Raw genomic sequence first — 19,712 nt, 5'->3', positions numbered from 1 at the left:
TGGTCCCCTCGAGCGGACCTCCCGGCCCGCTCGGTTTCATCGAGCGGACCTCCCGGCCCACTCGGTGTCACATCGTTTCTGACGGGTTCTTGAGGTCGGCGCCCTCGATGAGCTCGCCCTCATCATCCCCGGCGCCCTGCGGCGGCTGCGCTTCCGGCTCTGTCGGTCCGCTCGGACCGACCTCGGGCGCCGCCGGGACCGCCGTGTCGCTGCCGGCGGCGGCGGGCGGCGGAGCGGTCGGCTCCGCGACCGCCTCTGGCTTCACCGGCTCGGGCGGCGGCTCGGGCAGCGGGATGGCGTCGAGCCTTCTGTCGAGGGCCTCCTTCGCCGCGGCGAACGCCGCGCGATCGATGCCGGGCATCACGCGCTCTCCGTCGAGCTGGAGCGTCTCGGCGTCGAAGTACTTGCCGTCCTTCTTGGCGCTGAAGTGGAGGTGCGGGCCCGTCGAGCGGCCGGTCGACCCCACGTAGCCGACGAGCTGGTGGGTCCCGATCTTCATGCCGGTCTTGATGCCGGCGGCATACCGCGACAGGTGGGCGTAGCCGGTGCTGATGCCGTTCGCGTGCGAGATGGTGACGAGGTTGCCGCTCGGACCCGCAGGCCCGACCCACTCGACCACGCCGCGGTAAGCCGAGTACACCGGCGTTCCCATCGGCGCGCCGAGGTCCGTGCCGTTGTGGGGCATCCTCTTCTTCAGCACCGGGTGCATCCGGTTCGGGTTGAACTTCGAGGTCACGGGCGCGCCCGGGACCGGCGAGCGCCAGCCGCCGGCGTGCGGCTGGCGGCCGCGCTCATCGAAGTAGCCGCGGGCCTCCTGCCCCTTGAAATCGTAGATGCGCAGCGGCTTCTCGGCGGGATCCGCCGGCCGGTACTCGAGCGCGACGATCTTCTTGTACCGGGAGAACATCCCGAGCGCCGTCTCCTCCATGGCGATCAGCCGGACGGTGCTCCCTTCCTCGAAGCTCTCCGTCGACATGCGCCCGCTGAGCGCGTCGTCGATCACGTCGAGCACGCCTGCTTCGAGGCCCCCCGACTGGTACGCGCTGGCGAGATCCTTCCCGACGTAGAAGGCGGCGACGACCTCCTCCTCGGCGATCTTCATGTCGAGCGTGGTGCCCGAGAGCAGCCCGGCCGCGTCCTCCCTCGCCTGGTAGATCTCGCTCGACGAGATCTCGTACTCGAAGGCGCGGACGCGGCGCGTGGAGCGGTCCATCGCGACGGTGAACCGGTCCTTCCGGCCGCACTTGTCGAACTTCCGGAGGCCGTCGAAGGCCTTCATGATCCGGTAGACCTGCGCCTTCGGCACGCCCTTGTCGGCGAGGGCCGTGATGAACGACCGGCGGTCCATCACATCGCTCGCCATGAGCACGGACGGATCCTTCGCGAGCTCGGAGACCCGCCACGGGCCAGGCAGCGGGGTGCGCTTCTTGGCCTTCAGCTCGGGCGCCGCGGAGGGCCTCGCGGCCTCCTCCGTTCCCCCGGCCGAGCTCGTCGGGCTCGCCGCGACCAGCGCGCGCTCGTCGCGCACCGGGACGCCCTGGATCAGCAGGGCGATCAGCGAGGTGAGCGTCGCGAGACCGAAGATGCCGCCGAAGACCGCGGTCATGCGCGGCGAGAGGTGCGGCCCGGCCGGGGGCCGGCCGAGGCCAGGGGGCAGGCGCGGGCCGTCCACCGAGCCAGAGCCCGCGTAGGGCCCCTCGATGAGCGACGGCGTGCGCGGGGTCTGCCCGCGCGGCTCGCTGCCGCGCGACCAGGGCGCTGCCCCGCGCCCGCGAGAAGAAGGAGGAGGGAGCTGCGCCCACGTCGGCGCGGTGCGCGCGCGCGGATCGCCGCTGCGCGACCAGGGCGCGGCCGGGGCGCTCTCGCCGCGGCGATGGCTCGGCAGCGGCGCGGCCAGCTGCGGCGCGGCAGGCCTGCCGGACGCGTCGAGCGCGTCGTCCGTCACGTCCTCGGCGGCGCTGCTGGACTCGATCTCCGCGCGGTCCGCGCGCGGCGCGTCCTGCGAGGCGGCGGCGCCGGGCTCCGCCGCGCTGCCGTCGGCTCCGTTCGCTCCGTCCCGCTCCTTGGAGGGGTCCGCGGCGTCCGGTGCCCCGGATGCCTCGAGCGGGTTCTGGGGTACTGCGCTCGGCACGCCGACGTGCGTACCAAGGCATCGCTGGGGTTGCAACCGCGCGGACTCCCGCCCCGCCGCGGGGGTCGCGCGGAAGACGCGACCGCATCGTACGCCCGTCGCGTAAGCTGGCGGGCCTCATGGACGACCGGCTGAAGCAGCTTCTGGTTCTCGGCAGGGAGCACTACGAACGGCGCGAGTACGATCTCGCCGAGCACGCTCTGCGGCAGATCCTCGAGAAGACCGACCGCTTCGCGGACGTGTTCAACATGCTCGGAGTCATCCTTCACGAGCGAGGGGACTTCCTCGCCGCCGAGGCCCACTTCGAGCGCGCGGTGCAGCTGAACGAGCACTACACGGAAGCGCTGCTGAACCTCGCCGTCACGTACAACGACCTCGGCAAATACGAAGCCGCGCGACAGGTCTACTCGCGCATCCGCCGCGGCGATGGCGAGGGCGGCCTCCTCGATCCGTTCGCGCGCGGCAAGCTCGCCAACATGCACGCGGACCTCGCGAAGGCCTATGCCGAGGTCGGGTGCATGCAGGAGGCGATCGCAGAGCTCAAGCGGGCCGTGGCGCTGTGCCCGACGTTCGCGGATCTCCAGCTGCGCCTCGGGACGATGTACCGCGAGGCTGGCAATATGGGGCTCGCTCGCGAGCACTACGCGGCGGCGCGCGACGCGAACCCGAAGTACGCGCCTGCGCGCGTGCTGCTCGGGGTCGCGCTGCTGTCCCTCGGCGCGTCCGATCAGGCGATCGCCGAGTGGCGCGAGGCGCTCGCGATCGAGCCCGACAACATGACGGCCAAGATGTACCTTCGCATGGTCGAGGCGCAGCGGAACTCGCGCACCAAGGATGGCGCGCCACGCGAGTCGGCGCCGCCGCCCACCGTGAGAAACGCGACCTGGGACGTGCTCGACGAGGCGACCCCCACGGAGGTGACCGACCTCCTGTCCACGGCGACATCCGATGCAGCGGAGGACCCAGATCACGCTGCACGGGAAAGCAACTCCTGAACGTTGGCGAAATACTCTCCGCTCCGCGAGGAGGTGCGCCGCGCGTGGCGTGAGCTCCGTGGCAGCGAGCTGTCCGCCGGGCGCACGGCTGTGGCGGTGGCGATCGGCCTGTTCATCGGCTCGCAGCCGATCTTCGGTTGCCACACGCCGCTCGTCCTCCTCCTTTGCCTTTGGTTCCGCCTCGACGCGGCGATTGCCTGGGTCGCCGCGAACATCTCCAACCCCTTGTTCGCGCCAGCGCTGCTCACCGCCGAGGTCCAGGTCGGGGCGTACCTCCGCACGGGCAGCTGGCTGCGGCTCCATGAGAAGATGAGCTGGGCGCAAGCGCTGTCCGAGTTCCCCGAGTACATGTTCCTCGGCGCGCCAGTGGTCGGGATCGCGCTCGCCGCCGTCGGCGGCGGCCTGATCTTCGCCATGGTCGCGCTGAAGCGGCGCCGAGCTCCGTCGCTGCAGAGCAGCAAGATCGAGCCGTATCGGCTCCCCGAGAGCGCGCCGCCGTGGGTCCACGCGGTCGAGCGGGTCGCGGCGAGGTACAGCCCGCCCGAGGGCGCCACGCCGGCGCAGCGCACGCGCTTTCACTATGTTCGCTTCAAGCTGCTCGGCGATCCCGTCGCGCGGCTGATTGCTGACATCGCCGGCGACCGCCCGGCCGCGCTGGGAGAGGTCCTCGATATAGGGACCGGGGCTGGCCAGCTGCCGATTCTCCTGCTCGAGCTGGGTCGGGCCGCGCGCGTGCGCGGGTTCGACTGGGATCGAGCCAAGATAGACGACGCGCTCCGCGCGAGCGGCGGGGGATCCGGCGCAGCGCTGCCGCTGTCGTCCGGGTCGCCCGGTCGGTCCGACGGGCCGCGCGTCGCCTCCGCGCTGCCCGCGGAGTTCTGGTGTGCCGACGCGCGCGAGGCCGAGCTGGGAGAGGCCGACACCGTGCTGCTCATCGACCTGCTCCACTACTTCCGCGTCGAGGAGCAGGACGCGATCCTGCGGCGGGCGGCGGCCGCGGTCCGCCCGGGAGGGCGCCTGCTCGTCCGCGAGGCGGACACCGAGCGCGGCTTGAGGAGCTCGGTCACGCTCCTCGAGGAGCGCATCTTCACCGCGCTCCGGTTCAACCGGGGCGAGCGTGTGCGCTTCCGCCCTGCCCGGGAGATCGCGGCGCTCCTCGGGCAGCTCGGCTTCTCCTGCGAGACGAGGCCAGCCTGGGGGAAAACGCCGTTCTCGAATGTCCTCATCGTCGGGACCCGAGCCCGGAGCTGAGCCCGAGTCGCGCCTCTCTCGGCGATCTCCTCATACGCCTCCCGCGCGGCGCCCTCAGCGACCGTCGCTCGGAGGTCTGATCCAGCGTGCGGGCTCTACCGGGTGTGGCTCGAATCGGGCGACCACCATGGATGGTCAGAAGCTGTCCAGCGCGGTAGCGTCTGGTCTCGTGGTGTCCCTTCACTCCATGAGCCGTCGTGTCCCGTCGAGCGACCTTTGATGGCATAGACCATGCTTGGTCGCGCGACGCTGGCGACGGCTCCGGCTGCCCGCGCACCCTTCTCGATCAACAAGGGGCGAGAGCTCGATGCGTCATCGGGAAAGCTCTCAAGCCTTCGGCGGGGGCGCCAGAGGGCCGTATCGGGAGAGCGCTCACGCGCCTCGGCGAGAGGCGTTCGGAGGACTGCGCTGAGGAAACGCCAGGCTCGCCAGCACTGCAAAGTAGCAATATCCGCCTAGGGCGTCCTGTTCAGACGTCCGTAGAGGTAGGTTGGCTTCCAAGATCACGCTGGCGCGCCGCGTTGCTCCAGGGCGCGCTCGCTCAGGGAGGGTTCGCGATGGACGCGGAGCGCGCCAAGCGCTCACGGCAGCATGCTCGCTCGCAGCGCCGATCGTGCTCTGCCCGGTTGGCACTCTCGACCACGCACCAGCGTCAGGTAGCTAGATATGGTGGTCCATCGATGTCGGCCCACGACATGTTGGGGGCCGAGCTGCATGGCATCCTCCGTCTCCCAGGAGCCATCCAAGGACGACAGGAGCACGGCGGGCGCGACATCGAGGTGAGGCAGCGTCCTGGGCACCGGAGCGGACCCCTGCGCCCAGAGACCGCCGAGAGCAGCCGACCCCGTATCGACGGGTCGGGCTGCTCACCAGCGGTCGGGCAGGGACCGAGAGATGGAGCGAGCTGATGTCTCCACCGTGCTACGCGGAGGAGACATTGCTGGGGGAGTCTGCCTGGGGGGTGTCCTGAGGCGTGTACGGCAGCGGAGCTTGCTCCGCTCCGATGTGCGACGTGTCCACGCCCGCCTGGGGAGATCCCGGCTCGCCGCGATCTCCCCTGCTGGGCTTGGAGGCAGGCTGGACGTCGACCTCGGCTGGCGCGGCCGGACCCGCCTGGCGGAGGTTCGCGCCGGCTTTAGCGCGAAAAGTACTTGGTAGCCCGCTTCTCTCCTTTCGACGTGATCTTCTTCTCGACGAGCAGCTTCCGAATCGGCAGGGTCAGCTCCTTGGTCGTGGTGCCCAGATCCTTGGCGATCTGCTCCACGCCCTGGCCGCTGTTGGCGCGGATGTGCTCCAGGACCTTCTGCGTCATCGCGGCGAGCTCTTCCTTCGAGCGCTTCTCGCCCTTCTTGCGGGTGGGCTTCGCGGCGCGAGCAGGGCGCCCTGCCGCCTTCTTGACCTCCGCGGGCTGCTGAGGAGCGGCCTTGGCCCGACCTGCCTTGCGCGGCGCGGCGGCGGCAGCGACCGGCTGGCCCTCCCCTCGCAGCGCGTCGGCGACCGCTTCGAGAGCCGCTTTGCGGACAAGTCCGCTCAGCTGGGAGACAAATGCATCAACGTGGCTTCTGATTTCTTGTTCGACGTTGCTCATTGGATCTCGCGTCCCATGAATAGCTAGAGTTGTCAACTGCTGATCAGCGTCTTGCTTGAAAATAATTCGAGAGGTGTCCTCTCAACATGGGTCGGGAACCCGAGCTGGCGAGGTCCCCGTCCGGTCATGGCGTGCTGGGGCGACCGGTCGAGCCGGACTCCAGCCACCGCTCCTCCCTGTGACATCGCGGAGCGACGCTGCTCCAGTCGCGCCGCGCGCCGCGCGTCGCGCGTCGCGGAGCGGCGCCAGGCCCGATGGCCCTGCGCGGGGCAGCCAAGCTCAGTGGCCAGACCCGGCGCAGCCAGGCCAGGTGGCGTCGCTCCGCGAAGCCAGGCTCTGCCCAAACCGAGCAAGGGTGCGATGGACAGCGCCGCGCTCTTCTCTGCGCCGCTCAGCGGGCTCCCTGGGCCAGCCCAGTAACCGAGGGGAGCCGGCGACATTCCCACGAAGATTTGCTTTCCTGTGCTCCGGACACAAGCGACCCACCGCGCCGCGACCGCGTCGCGCGCCTGACCCGAGGGCGCGCGGAGGGGTGTGACCCCCCCGGCGAGTCGGCCTCGATGAGGAAAGGTGTCATGGCCGAGGTCGCCGTTCCAGTCCATCCCCGGTGGGCTGGAACGGAGGCTCGAGCCTTTCACTTCTGCATTCCGCCCCGCCCCAGCGGCGTATCCGTATGCCCGAGCTTTCGTCTCGTGGCCGCGCTGCTCTCCGGGATCGACCGCAACGTGTCGGCAGCCGAGCCGCCCTCCGGCGCTGTTGGTTTCATGAGGGCTGCCGCTCCCACCTGCCAGGACATCCCCCTGGCGGATCGAGGCGACGTCCCGAGGCGTACGCGTCCACCCAGCCCACTCAGCCCACTCGGCCCACCCCCCAGAGTGCACCCCCCAGGCCACATCGCCTTGTGCCTGGCTGCATCTTTTTGCGGCTGTGCTGGAGCTGCCCAGCCTGTGGCCGTGTCGCCCAAACCCCTGGTCGCGTCCGAGCTCCGTCGGCCGCCCTGGCAAGCCGGAAGTCCGCCCGCGGGAGGTCACGAGGCCGCCGCTCCTGCTCAGCCGCCGATCCTGACTCGCCGGGTGACACTCGCGCTGGGCACCAGGGTGACGCTCGTCCGCGGCTCGCCCCTGCGACCGCGGGCGAAGCTCGCCGCCGCCGCCGGAGGCGACATCGAACCCCAGGGCGGGGCGGTGGTGGTGGACGCTGCTGGACAGTTCGTCACTCCTCGGATGCTCGACGCGCACTCCCACCTCGGGGTCTACCCGACACCAGGCGCGGTGGCCCACCTGGACGGCAGCGAACGGGAACCAGATACGAGCCCGGTGGTGCCGCAGGCTCAGTCCGCCGATGCCTTCTGGCCACAGGACCCGGGTATCGAACGGGCAGTCGCTGGTGGTGTTACGACCATACAAGTCCTTTCGGGTTCAGGCAACCTGATTAGAGGGTGCGCGGTAACGATGGAGCTCCGGCCGGTCTCCCAGCCACATGCCCGTCACCGTGGCGCCCGGCGGGCTGAAAGTGGCTAGCGGGGAGAACCCGAAGCGCAGCTACGGCAAGGACAAGCGGACAGCGGGTGGCCGGTATGGGCAACCTCGCTCTCCAGCGGGCGGCCTTTCTCAAGGTCGAGAAGCTCCAGACGGACTGGGCGCGATGGCGCGACGACGAGTCGCGCCGGATTGCGACCGAGGCGAAGAGGCGATCGCCCACGCGGCGGGAACGCCCGACACCCCAGGCCTCCTCCTGCGAAGACCCTGCCGTGCCCACTCCCCGATCGAGGACCGCCGCGCGGCGCGTTGATCGCGGTGAGCCATCTCCGCAGTCGTCTCCGCCGCCCACCGGACGGTCGATGGCGAGACACGCCAGGGCGACACCTGCGTGATCAGGACGGCCTCACCGCACGCGCAGGCAACGGCGCTGCGCCGCCGGCCGCCGCGACCCTGCCCCGGTGAGGGCCGCGCGCTCATCGCGCCGAGCCGCTCGGGCGCGCTCACGCCGGTGGAGCTCGACGAGCTCCGCGGCGCGCCTCTCGTGTCGGCCACAGCCCCTCCGCCGTTCGCGCCACACCTCGGTGTCGCGGCGAGCGCTGGTCATGAGAGCAGCGCGACCGCATGCGCGGCGCGCCGCGAAGCGTTTGACGATGCGCGTATGTTCGCGCCGGCGGCGCGCGCGCGCAGGGCTAGATCCGTCGCCGTCTCGCCCCCAGGGCGTCGGCGCGCGGCGCAGCGACCGGTCACGCCAGCAAGCCGCGTGTCACCTTTCTTCGCGTCGACCTCGCGTCCGCGCCGCCCTGCTCTCCATGGAGGAAGGACTCCACCCTGCATCCGGTGATCGCCTCGGACGCCGAGACAGCGAGCGAGCTCGCCAGCGGTGACTCCGGGGGGACGTCGCGGTCGGGCCGGGCGACCCGCGCGAGATCTCGACCTGGGCGTTCCGCCTCTGCCTCGGTGGCGAGCTGCGCCGCGCGCGTCTCATGACGGCGCTTTCGAGACGTGAAGGAGAGCCGGCGCGGGCCGCGCCGGCCTCTCTGCCGGAGGCGCCGTGATCGGGGCGCTTGCTGCCGGCGCGCGCGACTTCTAGATCGTTCCGGCCGTGGTCAACCCGAGCGCCAAGCAGGATCCCGAAGCCCTCGTCGCAGCCAAGCTCGCGTCGCTCCCGACCAAGCCGGGCTGCTACCTCTTCATCGACAAGACCGGCGCCGTCGTCTACGTCGGCAAGGCGAAGAGCCTGCGCTCGCGCGTCCGGAGCTACTTTCAGGAGAGCGGGAGCGACGCCCGCTACTTCATCCCGATACTCCGGAAAATCGTGGCCGATCTGGAGACGGTGGTGACGGCCACCGAGAAGGAAGCGGCCGTACTCGAGAACGAGCTCGTCAAGCAGCACAAGCCGCGGTTCAACGTCAAGCTGCGCGACGACAAGGACTTCCTCTGCCTCAAGCTCGACACGCAGAAGGAGTGGCCGATGCTCGAGACGGTCCGCCGTCCCGCCCCGGACAAGGCCCGGTATTTCGGCCCCTACCACTCGGCGACGAGCGCGCGGCGGACGCTCCACCTGGTCAACAAGCACTTCCAGCTCCGCACCTGCTCCGACGCCGAGATGGCGTCGCGCCGCCGCCCTTGCCTGCAGTACCAGATCAAGCGTTGCCTCGCGCCTTGCGTGATGGATGTGGACCGGGAGCTCTATTCGGAGATGGTCCGCTCGGTCGCGCTCTTCCTCGAAGGGCGCCACGACGAGCTCACGGGCGAGCTCACCGTACGAATGCGGGACGCGTCGCGGGAGCTCGAGTTCGAGCGCGCCGCCATCTACCGCGATCAGCTCCGGGCGGTCGAGGCGGTGCGGGAGGCCCAGCGCGTCGTCTATGTGAAAGACGTCGATCAAGACGTGGTGGGCATCTACCGCGAGGGGACGCTCGTGGAGGTCGAGGTGATCCTGGTGCGCCAGGGGCGCGTGACAGACACGCTGTCCTTCTCGCTCCGCAACATGGAGCTGCCGGACGACGAGGTGCTCGGCGGCTTCCTGAACGAGTACTATGGCGTCGCGTCCACCACGATCCCCGATGAGGTCCTCGTGCCGGTGTTGCCCGACGGCGCAGAGGGCGTGGCGGAGTGGCTCGGCGATCGGCGCGGCCGCAAGGTGGCGCTCTTCGTTCCTCAGCGCGGTCCTCGCGTGGATGTGCTCAAGATGGCGAACGAGAACGCAGCTCACGCGTTCCGTGAAAAGCAGAGGAGCTCCGACGATCTCGAGGCCCGGCTCGAGGAGCTCAGGGAGCGCCTCCGCCTCCCGACGCTCCCGCGTCGCATCGAGTGCTGCGACATCTCGCATCTCGGCGGCGGCGACACCGTGGGCTCGATCGTGGCGCTCCTCGATGGCCAGCCGGACAAGAAGCGCTACCGCAGCTTCAACGTGAAGAGCGTGGCCGACGGGGACGACTACGCTGCCATGTACGAGGTGCTCGCGCGCCGTTTTCGTCGCGGCAAGGCCGCCCGGCCGGCGAGCCCGCAGCCCGTCGCGGACAGCGAGGCCGCCGCCCTCGGCACCTCCGAGGCGGTCGCGAGCGACATGACAGAGAGCGACGCGCTGGAGAGCGACGCGATCGAGGGCGAGCTGACAGAGAGCGACGTGACAGAGGGCGACGCGCTGGAGAGCGACGCGGTAGAGAACGACGCACCCGAGAACGACGCGCTGGAGAGCGACGCGGTAGAGAACGACGCACCCGAGAACGACGCGCTGGAGAGCGACGCGGTAGAGAACGACGCACCCGAGAGCGACGCGCCCGAGGGCGACGTGGTTGAGGAGGAAACGGGCCTGGCGACAGCGAGCGATGCTCCGCCGGAGGCGGCGACTGCAGAGGTGCCCGCGACCGCCGCGCGAGCGGCTGCCGGTCCAGCGCAGGAGGCGGCGAAGAGCGCAGAGGCCGGTGGAACCGAGTGGGATCTGCCGGATCTGCTCGTGGTCGACGGCGGCCGCGGCCAGCTTCAGGTCGCGCTGTCCGCGGCGCGCGATCTCGGGCTCCACGGCCTCCCGATCGTGGGCCTCGCGAAGGAACGGGAGACGCAGGCCGGCGAGAAGCTCGTCGACCGCGTCTACCTTCCCGGTCAGAAGAACGGTATCCCGCTCCGCTCGACGAGCTCCGCCCTCTTCTTCCTGGCGCGCGCGCGCGACGAGGCGCACCGCTTCGCAAACCACGCGCGCAAGCGGCTCGGCAAGGCGCGGCGCCTCCGCTCGGAGATCGAGGACATCCCGGGGCTCGGCAGCGCGGTGAGGACGGCGCTCCTCCGGGAGCTCGGCTCCCTGGAGGCAGTGCGTCGCGCGACCGACGCTCAGATCCTGGCGGTGACAGGTGTCACCAAGCGTCATCTGTCCGCGCTGCGCAAGGTCATCCCGTCTCCTGAGCCCTCGCAGGCCGACGCGCCGGTCGAGGACGGCGGCGAGCCCTCCAGGCCTCGGGGCTCACGCGGTAGACGCGAGCGTGCCCGCCGATCCGGGGCGGACCGGTGAAAGATCACGCTGTGACTGAATAGCGTTCCCGGTTGAGCGCCAAGGCGTTCTCTGCGACGATCCGAACGTCGGGCGCCCGGCCGCAATCCGGGCGCCCGATGTCGATCTTCGATCAAGAGCTACACCTCGTACACCGAGCGCAATTTGCTGACCCGTCCTCATGAGGCCGCGCTCGGAAGGCTCGATTCCCGGTGGGGATTGCCTCCCTCGCCGGGGCTACGCGGCACGTGAGCACCATGGGAGAAGTACGCGCTGGCCATACGCTCGGTCGCTATGAGCTCCTCGTCCCAATTGCGCTCGGGGGCATGGCCTCGGTGTGGGCCGCTCGAACGAGCGGCCAGCTCCCGAGGATCGTCGCCGTCAAGCTGCTGCGCGCCGAGCTGAGCGACGACCCCGACTTCGAGGCGATGTTCCTGGACGAGGCCACGCTGGTCTCGCAGATCCACCACCCGAACGTCGCCGAGACCATCGATGTGGGCGAGGAGGACGGCGTCCTCTATCAGGTGATGGAGCTCATCGACGGTGAGCCGCTCAACCTCGTTCTCCGCGAGAGCAAGGCGCGCGGCGGCCTGCCGCTCCCCCTCGCGCTCCGCATCGTGGCCGAGGCGGCCCTCGGCCTGCACGCGGCGCACGAGCTGCGCGGCCGCGACGGCAAGCTCGTCGGCCTCGTTCACCGCGACGTCTCGCCGCAGAACATCCTGGTCGGCTACGACGGGTCCGTGAAGATCCTCGACTTCGGCGTGGCCAAGGCCGCCTCGAACCTGCAGCGCACCCAGGTCGGGCAGGTGAAGGGCAAATACGCGTACATGTCGCCGGAGCAGGCGAGCAGCGAGCCGATCGATCGGCGCACCGACGTCTTCACGCTCGGGATCGTCTTCTACCAGCTCGTGACGGGCAAGCACCCGTTCCTCGCCGAGAACGAGCCGGCGACGGTGCGCCGCATCTGCGACAAGGCCGCGGCCGAGCCGGCGCGGACCCTCGCCCCCGCGCTGCCGGAGAGCGTCGATCGCATCCTCATGAGGGCGCTCGCGAAGTCGAGGGACGAGCGCTTCGCCACGATGGCCGACCTGCGCCGCGCGATCGAGCAGCTGGCGCCGACGGTGCCGCTCGCCACGCCCGATGAGCTCGCTGTGCTGATGCAGCAGCTGCTCGGCCCGCGCGGCGAGCGGCGGCGCGTCGCGATCCAGGAGGCCATGCAGATCGCGCGCGAGCGCTCGGCCGACCACGACTATCCGCCCCCCCGGCCGAGCTCGCCTCAAGCCGTCGCCCGTCCCGGGCGCGCGATCGTGGAGCGCGACACGACCGCGCCGCGCAGCGTCCCTCCGCCCGCTCACCCGCCGCGGCGCTGGCTCGTCCCCGTCGCCGCCGTCTGTCTGGCGGTGCTCGCGGCGCTCGCGGGCGCGTACCTCCTCGGGTCCGCGCTGCGCCGAGGCGCGCCGCGCGAGCGGGGCTCGCTGCTCGTTTCCCCGGCGCGCTCCATCAAGGAGCCGCTCCTCAGGGCCGCGCGCGCCGCCTCGAAGGTCCCGCGCCGCTCCCGGGACGCTGACCCGTAGCGGCGCGCGCGCCCGCGTCGACGCCGCCGCGGCGTTTCCTTGACGGCTCGGGGAAGGCTTTTCAAGATGCCCGCCCTCGCATGGATCTTCGCCGCTCGCCGGAGCTCTGGCGGTTCGCCGCGCTGGTGGCGATCTTCGTCACGAGCGGCCTGGTCATCACCTACCTCGTGCTGCCGCCGCCGGCGGATGACGGCCCGAAGCCGCCGCCGGTGCTCCGCGTCGCGGAGGCGCCGGTGCCGGCGGGCGGCGACGTCGTGGCGAACGCGCTCGATCTCGTGCGCCGCTACGCCACCGGGGAGATCCGGATCGTGCTCCCTGACGGCTCCGCGCGCGCGCTCCGCCGCAACGATCTCGGCGTCGAGATCAACCGGGTCCGCCTCGCCGAGTTCGTCCGCGAGGCGCTCCGCCCGGAGAGCGCGCTCCGCCGCGCGCACGAGCGGAAGGACGAGGATGCGCCGCTCGACATCCCGATCCCGCTCCTCCTCGACTCCGAGCGGGCGATCAGCAAGCTGCTCGACCTGAAGGTCGAGCTCGACGCGCCGGCGGTCGACGCCTACGTCGACCTCGAGGCGAGGCAGCTCAAGCCCGAGAAGATCGGCTATCGGCTGGACGTCTACGGCACCCTCGCGCGGATCGACGCTGCCCTGCGGGCGGGCGAGGACACGGCGCTGGCCAGCGTCGAGACGATCGCGCCGAAGCTCGTCGCGGAGCAGCTCGGCAACGTCAAGTTCGATCAGGTGCTCGGCTACTTCGAGACGCGCTACGCGACGGGGGCGAGGTCCAAGGAGCGGACGTACAACCTCAGGCTGGCCGCCTCGAGGCTCGACGGCGTGGTCGTCATGCCGGGCGAGATCTTCGACTTCAACGAGACGGTCGGCCCGCGCGACGAGGCGCACGGCTACCGCGTCGCCCCCGTCATCGCCCAGGGAGAGCTCGTCGACGGGCTCGGCGGCGGCACCTGCCAGATCTCGGGCACGCTTCACGGCGCCGCGTTCTTCGCCGGGCTCGAGATCGTCGAGCGCTACCCGCACTCCCGCCCGAGCTACTACATCAAGCTCGGCCTCGACGCGACCGTCGTCTACCCGACGATCAACTACCGCTTCAGGAACCCGTTCGACTTCCCGATCGTGCTCCACGAGACGGTGGCCGGCGGCGTCGTGCGCGCCGAGATCCTCGGGCCCTCGCGCAAGCTCACGGTCACGTATTTCCGTCGCATCGACGAGGTCATCCCGTTCGAGGAGCTGGAGCGCCCGACGCCGAAGCTGCCCGACGGGACACGGGCGCTCGCCCAGCGCGGCATCCCCGGCTTCAGGACGACGAGCTCGCGGGTCGTCCGCGACGGCGCCTATGCGGTGCGCGAGAAGTGGAGCGACAGCTACCCGCCGACCACGCAGATCATCCACGTCGGGAGCGGCCCGCGCGACCCGGAGTTCAAGGCGGCCGACGACAACCACCCCGAGTACGTGGCTGACGAGTACCTCGTCGTCACGCAGGGCCCGGACGTCCGCACGCCCGGCGCGACCGGCCCCGAGCCGGGCGGTGGCACCGTCGAGAGCCGCGAGCCGGGGCTCACGGGCGAGCGCGGCTGGACCGATCGCGCGGGGTTCGGCACCTTCCGCGCGAAGGGGGACGAGCGCGCCGAAGCGGAGAAGGAGGGCGCCCGCGCGCGGGGGGAGGACGCCGCGCCCGCCGAGGGCGCCGACATCGTGCAGCGCGCGAGCGAGCCAGCGGCCGAGGGCAAGGCGCGGCGAGATGCCCGCGGGCAGAAGGAGAAGGACCCCGCGGCCGACGAGACGAAGGACGGCACCAGCAAGAAGCGGCGCCGGAAGAAGGCCGAGGACGACGGCTGATCGGGCGGCGGCAGCGCTCGCGGGCGGCCTCTCCAGCGCTGCCGCGCCGCACGACCGGCGCTAGATATCGATCACGTTGAGACCCGGAGAAATTTCACAGGGAGGCGGGGAGGTGGGGAGGAAGAAAAAAATGAAGTTCTTTCTCTTGCCGTCTCTCGCTCCCCGCCTCCCCGCCTCCCTGTGAAATTTCTGCTTTTTCTCGTGGTTTCAAACCGTTTGTCGCTCTAGCTCTTCGCCCGCAGCGCGGCCCCGCGCGGCGCGCGGTAGGGGTTGCCCATCCTCGGCGTGGTCGCTCCCGGCGCCCAGAACGTGTCGCACTTGCGGCAGTGCCAGCGCTTCTTCATCACGAGCAGCGGCAGCCCGAGCAGCGCGATGATGACGAGGACCTGACTCAGCGCCCACTCGCGGTACGCGTAGCGCGCCGCGCACGCCGGGCACTTGGGCCCGTCGAGCTCGTCTGCTTCGTCCTCTTCCTCGATCTCTCGATCGTCGTCGACAGCCGGCGGCTTCAGGATCTCGGCCGCTCGCTCCAGATCTGCGCGCGGCACCTGGAGTCGGATCCCGAGAGACCTGCCGATGTAGTGGGGGGTCAGCGTCGCCACGTGCTCATCGGCGATGAAGGCGCGGATGCCGTGAGCGGACAGGGCCGATCGTCCCATCTGCGCCTCGACGGACTCGCTGTAGGTCGCCACCGTGATGAGCTGCTCGGAGCCCGCCGGGACGCGGCCCCGAGGCCGATCGAAAGAGCGCACCTCACGAGGCTAGCATCCGCCCGCGGCGCAGCGTGTACGACCGCCCGTTTTCATGCCACGGTGGGTCGTCGGGGACCGCGGAGCGGATCCCCGACCCAGTTCGCAGGGGACCGCGGAGCGGATCCCCGACCCACGTTGGCTCCTGCGCCATGTCCGGCCGAACTCCGTCACCTCCCGCGCCCCGCCCGAGCGCCCCCGCGCCACCCGCTGCCGGCTCCACCTCGGCCGGCACGCTGCCGACCGTCGCGCTCGCGGTCTCTGGCAGCATCGCCGCCTACAAGGCCGCCGAGGTCGCTCGTCTCTTGATCCAGGGCGGCGCGCGCGTGCTGCCGATCATGACGCGCGCGGCGCAGCAGTTCCTGGGGCCCATGACGCTCAGCGGGCTCTGCGGCGAGCCGGTGCGCGACACGATGTGGGACCCGGCCTTCGCGGGCGAGCTGCACATCGCGCTCGCCGCCGAGGCGGACCTCGTGCTCCTCGTCCCCGCGACCGCCGACCTGCTCGCCCGGCTCGCCGCGGGGCGCGCCGACGACCTCGTGGCCGCGCTCGCCCTGTGCGCGAAGGGGCCGGTGCTCGCCGCGCCCGCGATGCACCCGCGCATGTGGGCTCACCCCGCGACGGTGCGGAACGTCGCGACGCTCGAGGCGGATGGGCGCGTGCAGCTCGTCGGGCCGGTCTTCGGCGAGGTCGCCTCGGGCGAGCGAGGCCTCGGGCGCATGGCCGAGCCCGCGGCGATCGCGGCCGCGGCCTTCTCGCGGCTCGCCGTGCGCGATCTCGCCGGGCTTCGCGTCGTCGTCACCGCGGGGCCCACGCTCGAGGACCTCGATCCCGTGCGCTTCCTCGGCAACCGGTCGACCGGCAAGATGGGCTTCGCCATCGCCGAGCGGGCCGCGCTTCGCGGCGCGGAGGTCACGCTCATCGCCGGGCCCGTGTCGCTCGCCACGCCGCCCGGCGCGCGGCGCGTGGACGTGCGCGGCGCGCTCTCGATGCGCGCCGCGCTCTGGCAGGCGCTCGGCGAGGATCTGCGCGGCGCGGACGCGTTGATCATGACGGCCGCTGTCTCCGACTACCGCCCGGCCGAGCAGCACGCGACCAAGCTGAAGCGCACCCCCGATCTCGCCACGCTGCCGCTCGTCCCGAACCCCGACCTGCTCGCCGAGGTAGGCGCCGCGCGCGCCGGCCTCGCCGGGGCGGCGAGCGCTGACGGCTCGCGGCCGCCCGCGCTCGTCGGGTTCGCCGTCGAGACCGCCACCGACGAGGGGGTGATCGCCTATGCCCGGCACAAGCTCGCGAGCAAGCGCGTGGACATGATCGTCGCCAACCACGCGGCGGACTCGTTCGGCCGGGACGACAACCGCGCGACGCTCGTGACCCGCGACGCGGCCGACGCGCTCGGCGTCCTGCCCAAGCCCGTGCTCGCGGATCGCATCCTCGACAGGGTCCTGCAGCTGTGCGCGCGATGATCCCGGGCGACGTCGACGTCGACGCGGACGCCGCGCCCCCGCCGTCCGCGGCCCCTCCGGCTGCCCCGGCCTCATCGGACGACCCGCGGTCGACCGATCCGCGCGAGCCGCCGCGGGCCTCGCGCCGCGAGGCAGCGCTCATCGCCGCGGCGGTCACCGCCGGCGTCGCGCTCGCCGTCTCGCTCGCGTTCGACCCCGAGCGCGCGGGCGCGCTCGGCATGCTCGCGCCCGTCGGCGCCCTCTACGTCCTCCTCGCGGCGGCGGCCGGGGTGTGGCTCCGCCGGCGCGGCGAGCTCCGCGCCGCGCTCCGCCCCCTGTCGGGCGACCTCGCGCGCGGCGCGCTCGTCGCCGCGGCGCTCTACGGCGTCTCCATGGCGGTGCAGATGGCGGTCGCCCCGCGCGGCTCGCCCCGCGAGGCGTGGCTCCTTCGCCTGTACCTCCAGCTCGGCGACCCTTCGGCCGACGCGCGCGTGTTCGCCGGCGCGATGGTGTTCGCGGTGGCCGCGCTGGAGGAGCTCGTCTGGCGCGGGCTCGTGATGCGCGCGCTCGAGGGGCCCCTCGGCCAGGGGGCTGCCTGGCTGCTCTCGAGCGCGCTGTTCGCGGCCGCGCACCTCCCCACGCTGTTCCTGCTCGGCGATCCGGTCGCCGGGCCGAACCCGCTGCTCGTCGCGGCGGGCTTCGGCTGCTCGATCGTGTGGGGGCGCGTGGTGCACCGGACCGGGCGCCTGCCCCCGGCGCTCTTCGCCCACGCGTTCTTCTCGTGGGCGATCGTGAGCTTCCCGATCTGGCGCCCGTGACGGGCGCGGGCGTCACCGCGGCGCCGCGGATCAGCCCTCGAGCTTCGCGAGCTCCTCGTCGGGTACGTCGAAGTCGGCGTACACGTTCTGCACGTCGTCGTGGTCGTCGAGCGTGTCGACGAGGTTGAGACAGACCTCGGCGTCGCGGCCCGCGACCTCTTTCTTGTTCTTGGGGACGTAGCCGGCGGTGTTCGACTTCACCGCGATCTTCGCGTCCTCGAGCGCCTTCACGACGGTGTCCATCATCTCGACGCTGGAGAGCACCTGCCACTCCTCGCCCTGGTCGCTGTAGTCGTCGGCGCCAGCGCCCACGGCGATGTCCATGAGCTGATCTTCGGTCGCCGCGTCCTTCGCGAGAAGGATGATCCCCTTGCGCTCGAAGGCCCACTGCGCGGAGCCGCCGGCGCCGAGCTGCCCGTTGTTCTTCTCGAAGATCTTCCGGATCTCGGCGACGGTGCGGTTCCGGTTGTCGGTCATCGCCTCGCAGAGGAAGAGCGTGCCGCTGGGGCCCGTGCCTTCGTAGAGGATCTCCTCGTAGTTCGCGCCCTCGATCTCGCCGGTGCCGCGCTGGATGGCGCGCTTGATCGTGTCGGCGGGCATCGCCTGGCCCTTGGCGTCGTTGATCGCCTTGCGGAGGCGCGGGTTGCCGTTCGGGTCTCCGCCGCCCATGCGCGACGCGACGGTGATCTCCTTGATGAGCTTCGTGAAGAGCTTGCCGCGCTTCGCGTCGAGCGCGCCCTTCTTCCGCTTGATGGTGGCCCACTTGGAATGGCCGCTCATGCCTGTCTGCTCCGTGATGACGGGGCGCTCGCTCGCGGCGCGCGCCCAGGGGAAAGGTTCGGCGCAAGCTGGAGCACCGATCGGTTCGAAGAGAGAAACGCCAGGACGCCGAGAACGCCAAGAGATCTTCGACGTCTCCTGGCGCTCCTGGCGCCCTGGCGGTTCGAACCGTCTGTCGCTCTAGCGGTGCGCCCGGGTGGAGGCAACCACGACGGCGCCCCGGCCGCGCCTACCTTTCCTTACCAGGAGAGCGAGCGCGGCCGGAGCCCTGGACGATCTGGGGGGTCTGTGGTTGCCCCGCCGTGGAGCTGCAGCGCTACAGCGCGTAGCCGGTCTCGCCGTGCTCGGTGGCGTCGAGGCCCTCGCGCTCGTCGCTCTCGGCCACGCGCAGGCCGATCACCTTGTCGACCAGCTTGAGGAGCACGAAGGTCACGATCCCGGCGTACAGCCCCACGGCCACGATGCCGGCGAGCTGCGGGACCATCTGACCCGGGTTGCCGGCGATCACGCCGTCGCGGCCGGCCTCGTTCAGGGCCTTCTCGGCGAAGACGCCGGTGAGGATCGCGCCGAGCAGCCCGCCCACGCCGTGCACGCCGAACGCGTCGAGCGAGTCGTCGTAGCGGAGGCGCTCCTTCGAGACGACCGCGAAGTAGCAGACCACGCCCGCGAGCAGGCCGATCACGACCGCGGCCCAGGGCGCGACGAACCCGGCCGCCGGCGTGATGCCGACGAGGCCGGCCACGATGCCGGAGGCGATGCCGAGGGCGGTCGGCTTGCCCCGCTGCGCCCACTCGACGAAGAGCCACGCGGCGCCGCCCGCCGCCGCGGCGACGTGCGTGTCGAGCAGCGCGAGCGAGGCGAGCCCGCCCGAGGTGAGCGCGCTGCCCGCGTTGAAGCCGAACCAGCCGAACCAGAGGATGCCCGTGCCCGTCAGGGTCATCGTCAGGTTGTGCGGCACGTGCCGCTCGTGCGGGTACCCGGAGCGCCGGCCCAGCACGAGCGCGCACACGAGCGCCGAGATGCCCGCGGCGAGGTGCACCACGGTGCCGCCCGCGAAATCGAGCGCGCCCATCTCGTAGAGCCAGCCCTTCTCCGCCCACACCCAGTGGGCGACAGGGTCATAGACGAGCGTGGACCAGAGCAGGATGAAGACCAGATACGCCGGGAACCGCATGCGCTCGGCGAACGCCCCCGCGATGAGCGCGGGCGTGATCACCGCGAACATCATCTGGAACGCCGCGAACGCGAGGTGCGGCACCGTGCCGCGCTCCGCCGCCGCGAGCCCCTGCAGCCCGACATACTCGAACCCGCCGATGAGCCCCCCGTGCGACGCGCCGAACGAGAGCGAGTAACCGAGGGCCACCCACTGCACCGAGATCACCGCCAGCGCGGCGAACGAGTGCATGAGCGTCGCCAGCACGTTCTTGCGGCGCACCATGCCGCCGTAGAACAGGGCGAGGCCCGGCGTCATGAAAAGGACGAGGGCTGTCGATGCGAGGAGCCAGGCCGTATCCCCAGTGTCGATCTTCATGGCACGGGGGTAACGTGCCCAAAGTTTCAACG

General features: G+C 71.3%; 12 protein-coding genes. 7 read left to right on the top strand and 5 right to left on the bottom strand.

The genetic code is table 11. The features are described 5' to 3' along the window. Positions 1-67: 67 nt before the first annotated feature. Positions 68-2,131: a peptidoglycan DD-metalloendopeptidase family protein gene (locus WME85_RS44335; RefSeq protein ID WP_437830272.1), complete on the bottom strand. Its 2,064-nt coding sequence runs from the start codon at positions 2,129-2,131 to the stop codon at positions 68-70. Positions 2,132-2,250: 119 nt separating this feature from the next. Between WME85_RS44335 and WME85_RS44330 the strand changes: the two genes are divergently transcribed. After that, a complete protein-coding gene (locus WME85_RS44330; RefSeq protein ID WP_437830270.1) occupies positions 2,251-3,126 on the top strand; it encodes a tetratricopeptide repeat protein in 876 nt (291 codons plus the stop codon). 3 nt (positions 3,127-3,129) lie between these two features. Beyond that, positions 3,130-4,377 carry a DUF2062 domain-containing protein gene (locus tag WME85_RS44325; RefSeq protein ID WP_437830269.1) on the top strand — a complete coding sequence of 416 codons (1,248 nt, stop codon included), beginning with the start codon at positions 3,130-3,132 and terminating at the stop codon, positions 4,375-4,377. A gap of 1,135 nt (positions 4,378-5,512) precedes the next feature. Here WME85_RS44325 and WME85_RS44320 read toward each other — a convergent pair. Next, a complete protein-coding gene (locus WME85_RS44320) occupies positions 5,513-5,965 on the bottom strand; it encodes a DNA-binding protein (protein ID WP_437305113.1) in 453 nt (150 codons plus the stop codon). A 2,583-nt stretch (positions 5,966-8,548) separates the two neighbouring features. Between WME85_RS44320 and uvrC the strand changes: the two genes are divergently transcribed. The 3 genes from uvrC to WME85_RS44305 all read left to right on the top strand — a co-directional run bounded on the left by uvrC (position 8,549) and on the right by WME85_RS44305 (position 14,357). Then, positions 8,549-10,954, top strand: coding sequence for an excinuclease ABC subunit UvrC (gene uvrC, locus WME85_RS44315; protein ID WP_437830268.1), 2,406 nt, complete (start codon positions 8,549-8,551; stop codon positions 10,952-10,954). Between the two features lie 236 nt (positions 10,955-11,190). Continuing rightward, positions 11,191-12,507, top strand: a complete 1,317-nt coding sequence (locus tag WME85_RS44310) for a protein kinase domain-containing protein (RefSeq protein WP_437830267.1) — start codon at positions 11,191-11,193, stop codon at positions 12,505-12,507. An 80-nt stretch (positions 12,508-12,587) separates the two neighbouring features. Then, a complete protein-coding gene (locus WME85_RS44305; RefSeq protein WP_437830266.1) occupies positions 12,588-14,357 on the top strand; it encodes a VanW family protein in 1,770 nt (589 codons plus the stop codon). A gap of 224 nt (positions 14,358-14,581) precedes the next feature. Here the strand turns inward: WME85_RS44305 and WME85_RS44300 are convergent, their stop codons facing one another. After that, positions 14,582-15,109 (bottom strand): putative signal transducing protein, encoded by a 528-nt coding sequence (locus WME85_RS44300; protein ID WP_437830265.1) that lies wholly within the window; start codon positions 15,107-15,109, stop codon positions 14,582-14,584. A 149-nt stretch (positions 15,110-15,258) separates the two neighbouring features. Here WME85_RS44300 and coaBC point away from each other — a divergent pair, with 149 nt between their 5' ends. Continuing rightward, positions 15,259-16,572, top strand: coding sequence for a bifunctional phosphopantothenoylcysteine decarboxylase/phosphopantothenate--cysteine ligase CoaBC (coaBC, locus tag WME85_RS44295; protein WP_437830264.1), 1,314 nt, complete (start codon positions 15,259-15,261; stop codon positions 16,570-16,572). Continuing rightward, on the top strand, positions 16,569-17,369 hold the full coding sequence (locus WME85_RS44290; protein ID WP_437830263.1) for a CPBP family intramembrane glutamic endopeptidase: 801 nt from the start codon (positions 16,569-16,571) through the stop codon (positions 17,367-17,369). The genes coaBC and WME85_RS44290 overlap by 4 nt, the downstream gene beginning before the upstream one ends. Before the next feature lie 30 nt (positions 17,370-17,399). Here the strand turns inward: WME85_RS44290 and WME85_RS44285 are convergent, their stop codons facing one another. Then, positions 17,400-18,149: a YebC/PmpR family DNA-binding transcriptional regulator gene (locus WME85_RS44285; RefSeq protein ID WP_437830262.1), complete on the bottom strand. Its 750-nt coding sequence runs from the start codon at positions 18,147-18,149 to the stop codon at positions 17,400-17,402. Positions 18,150-18,465: 316 nt separating this feature from the next. Beyond that, on the bottom strand, positions 18,466-19,680 hold the full coding sequence (locus WME85_RS44280) for an ammonium transporter (protein WP_437830261.1): 1,215 nt from the start codon (positions 19,678-19,680) through the stop codon (positions 18,466-18,468). Between the last annotated feature and the right edge of the window lie 32 nt (positions 19,681-19,712).

Source organism: Sorangium sp. So ce1153, from assembly GCF_051521595.1.
In the GTDB taxonomy this organism is placed as follows: Bacteria; Myxococcota_A; Polyangia; order Polyangiales; family Polyangiaceae; genus Sorangium.
Note: the sequence above shows the minus strand (reverse complement) of the source record. Positions and strands in the feature narration are given on the sequence as shown.

Bases quoted from the DNA above. Each gene is read 5' to 3' on its own strand.
- WME85_RS44290 (WP_437830263.1), top strand. From the start codon at position 16,569: ATGATCCCGGGCGACGTCGACGTCGACGCGGACGCCGCGCCCCCGCCG.
- WME85_RS44330 (WP_437830270.1), top strand. From the start codon at position 2,251: ATGGACGACCGGCTGAAGCAGCTTCTGGTTCTCGGCAGGGAGCACTAC.
- WME85_RS44305 (WP_437830266.1), top strand. From the start codon at position 12,588: ATGGATCTTCGCCGCTCGCCGGAGCTCTGGCGGTTCGCCGCGCTGGTG.
- WME85_RS44280 (WP_437830261.1), bottom strand. From the start codon at position 19,680: ATGAAGATCGACACTGGGGATACGGCCTGGCTCCTCGCATCGACAGCC.
- WME85_RS44310 (WP_437830267.1), top strand. From the start codon at position 11,191: ATGGGAGAAGTACGCGCTGGCCATACGCTCGGTCGCTATGAGCTCCTC.
- coaBC (WP_437830264.1), top strand. From the start codon at position 15,259: ATGTCCGGCCGAACTCCGTCACCTCCCGCGCCCCGCCCGAGCGCCCCC.
- WME85_RS44320 (WP_437305113.1), bottom strand. From the start codon at position 5,965: ATGAGCAACGTCGAACAAGAAATCAGAAGCCACGTTGATGCATTTGTC.
- WME85_RS44285 (WP_437830262.1), bottom strand. From the start codon at position 18,149: ATGAGCGGCCATTCCAAGTGGGCCACCATCAAGCGGAAGAAGGGCGCG.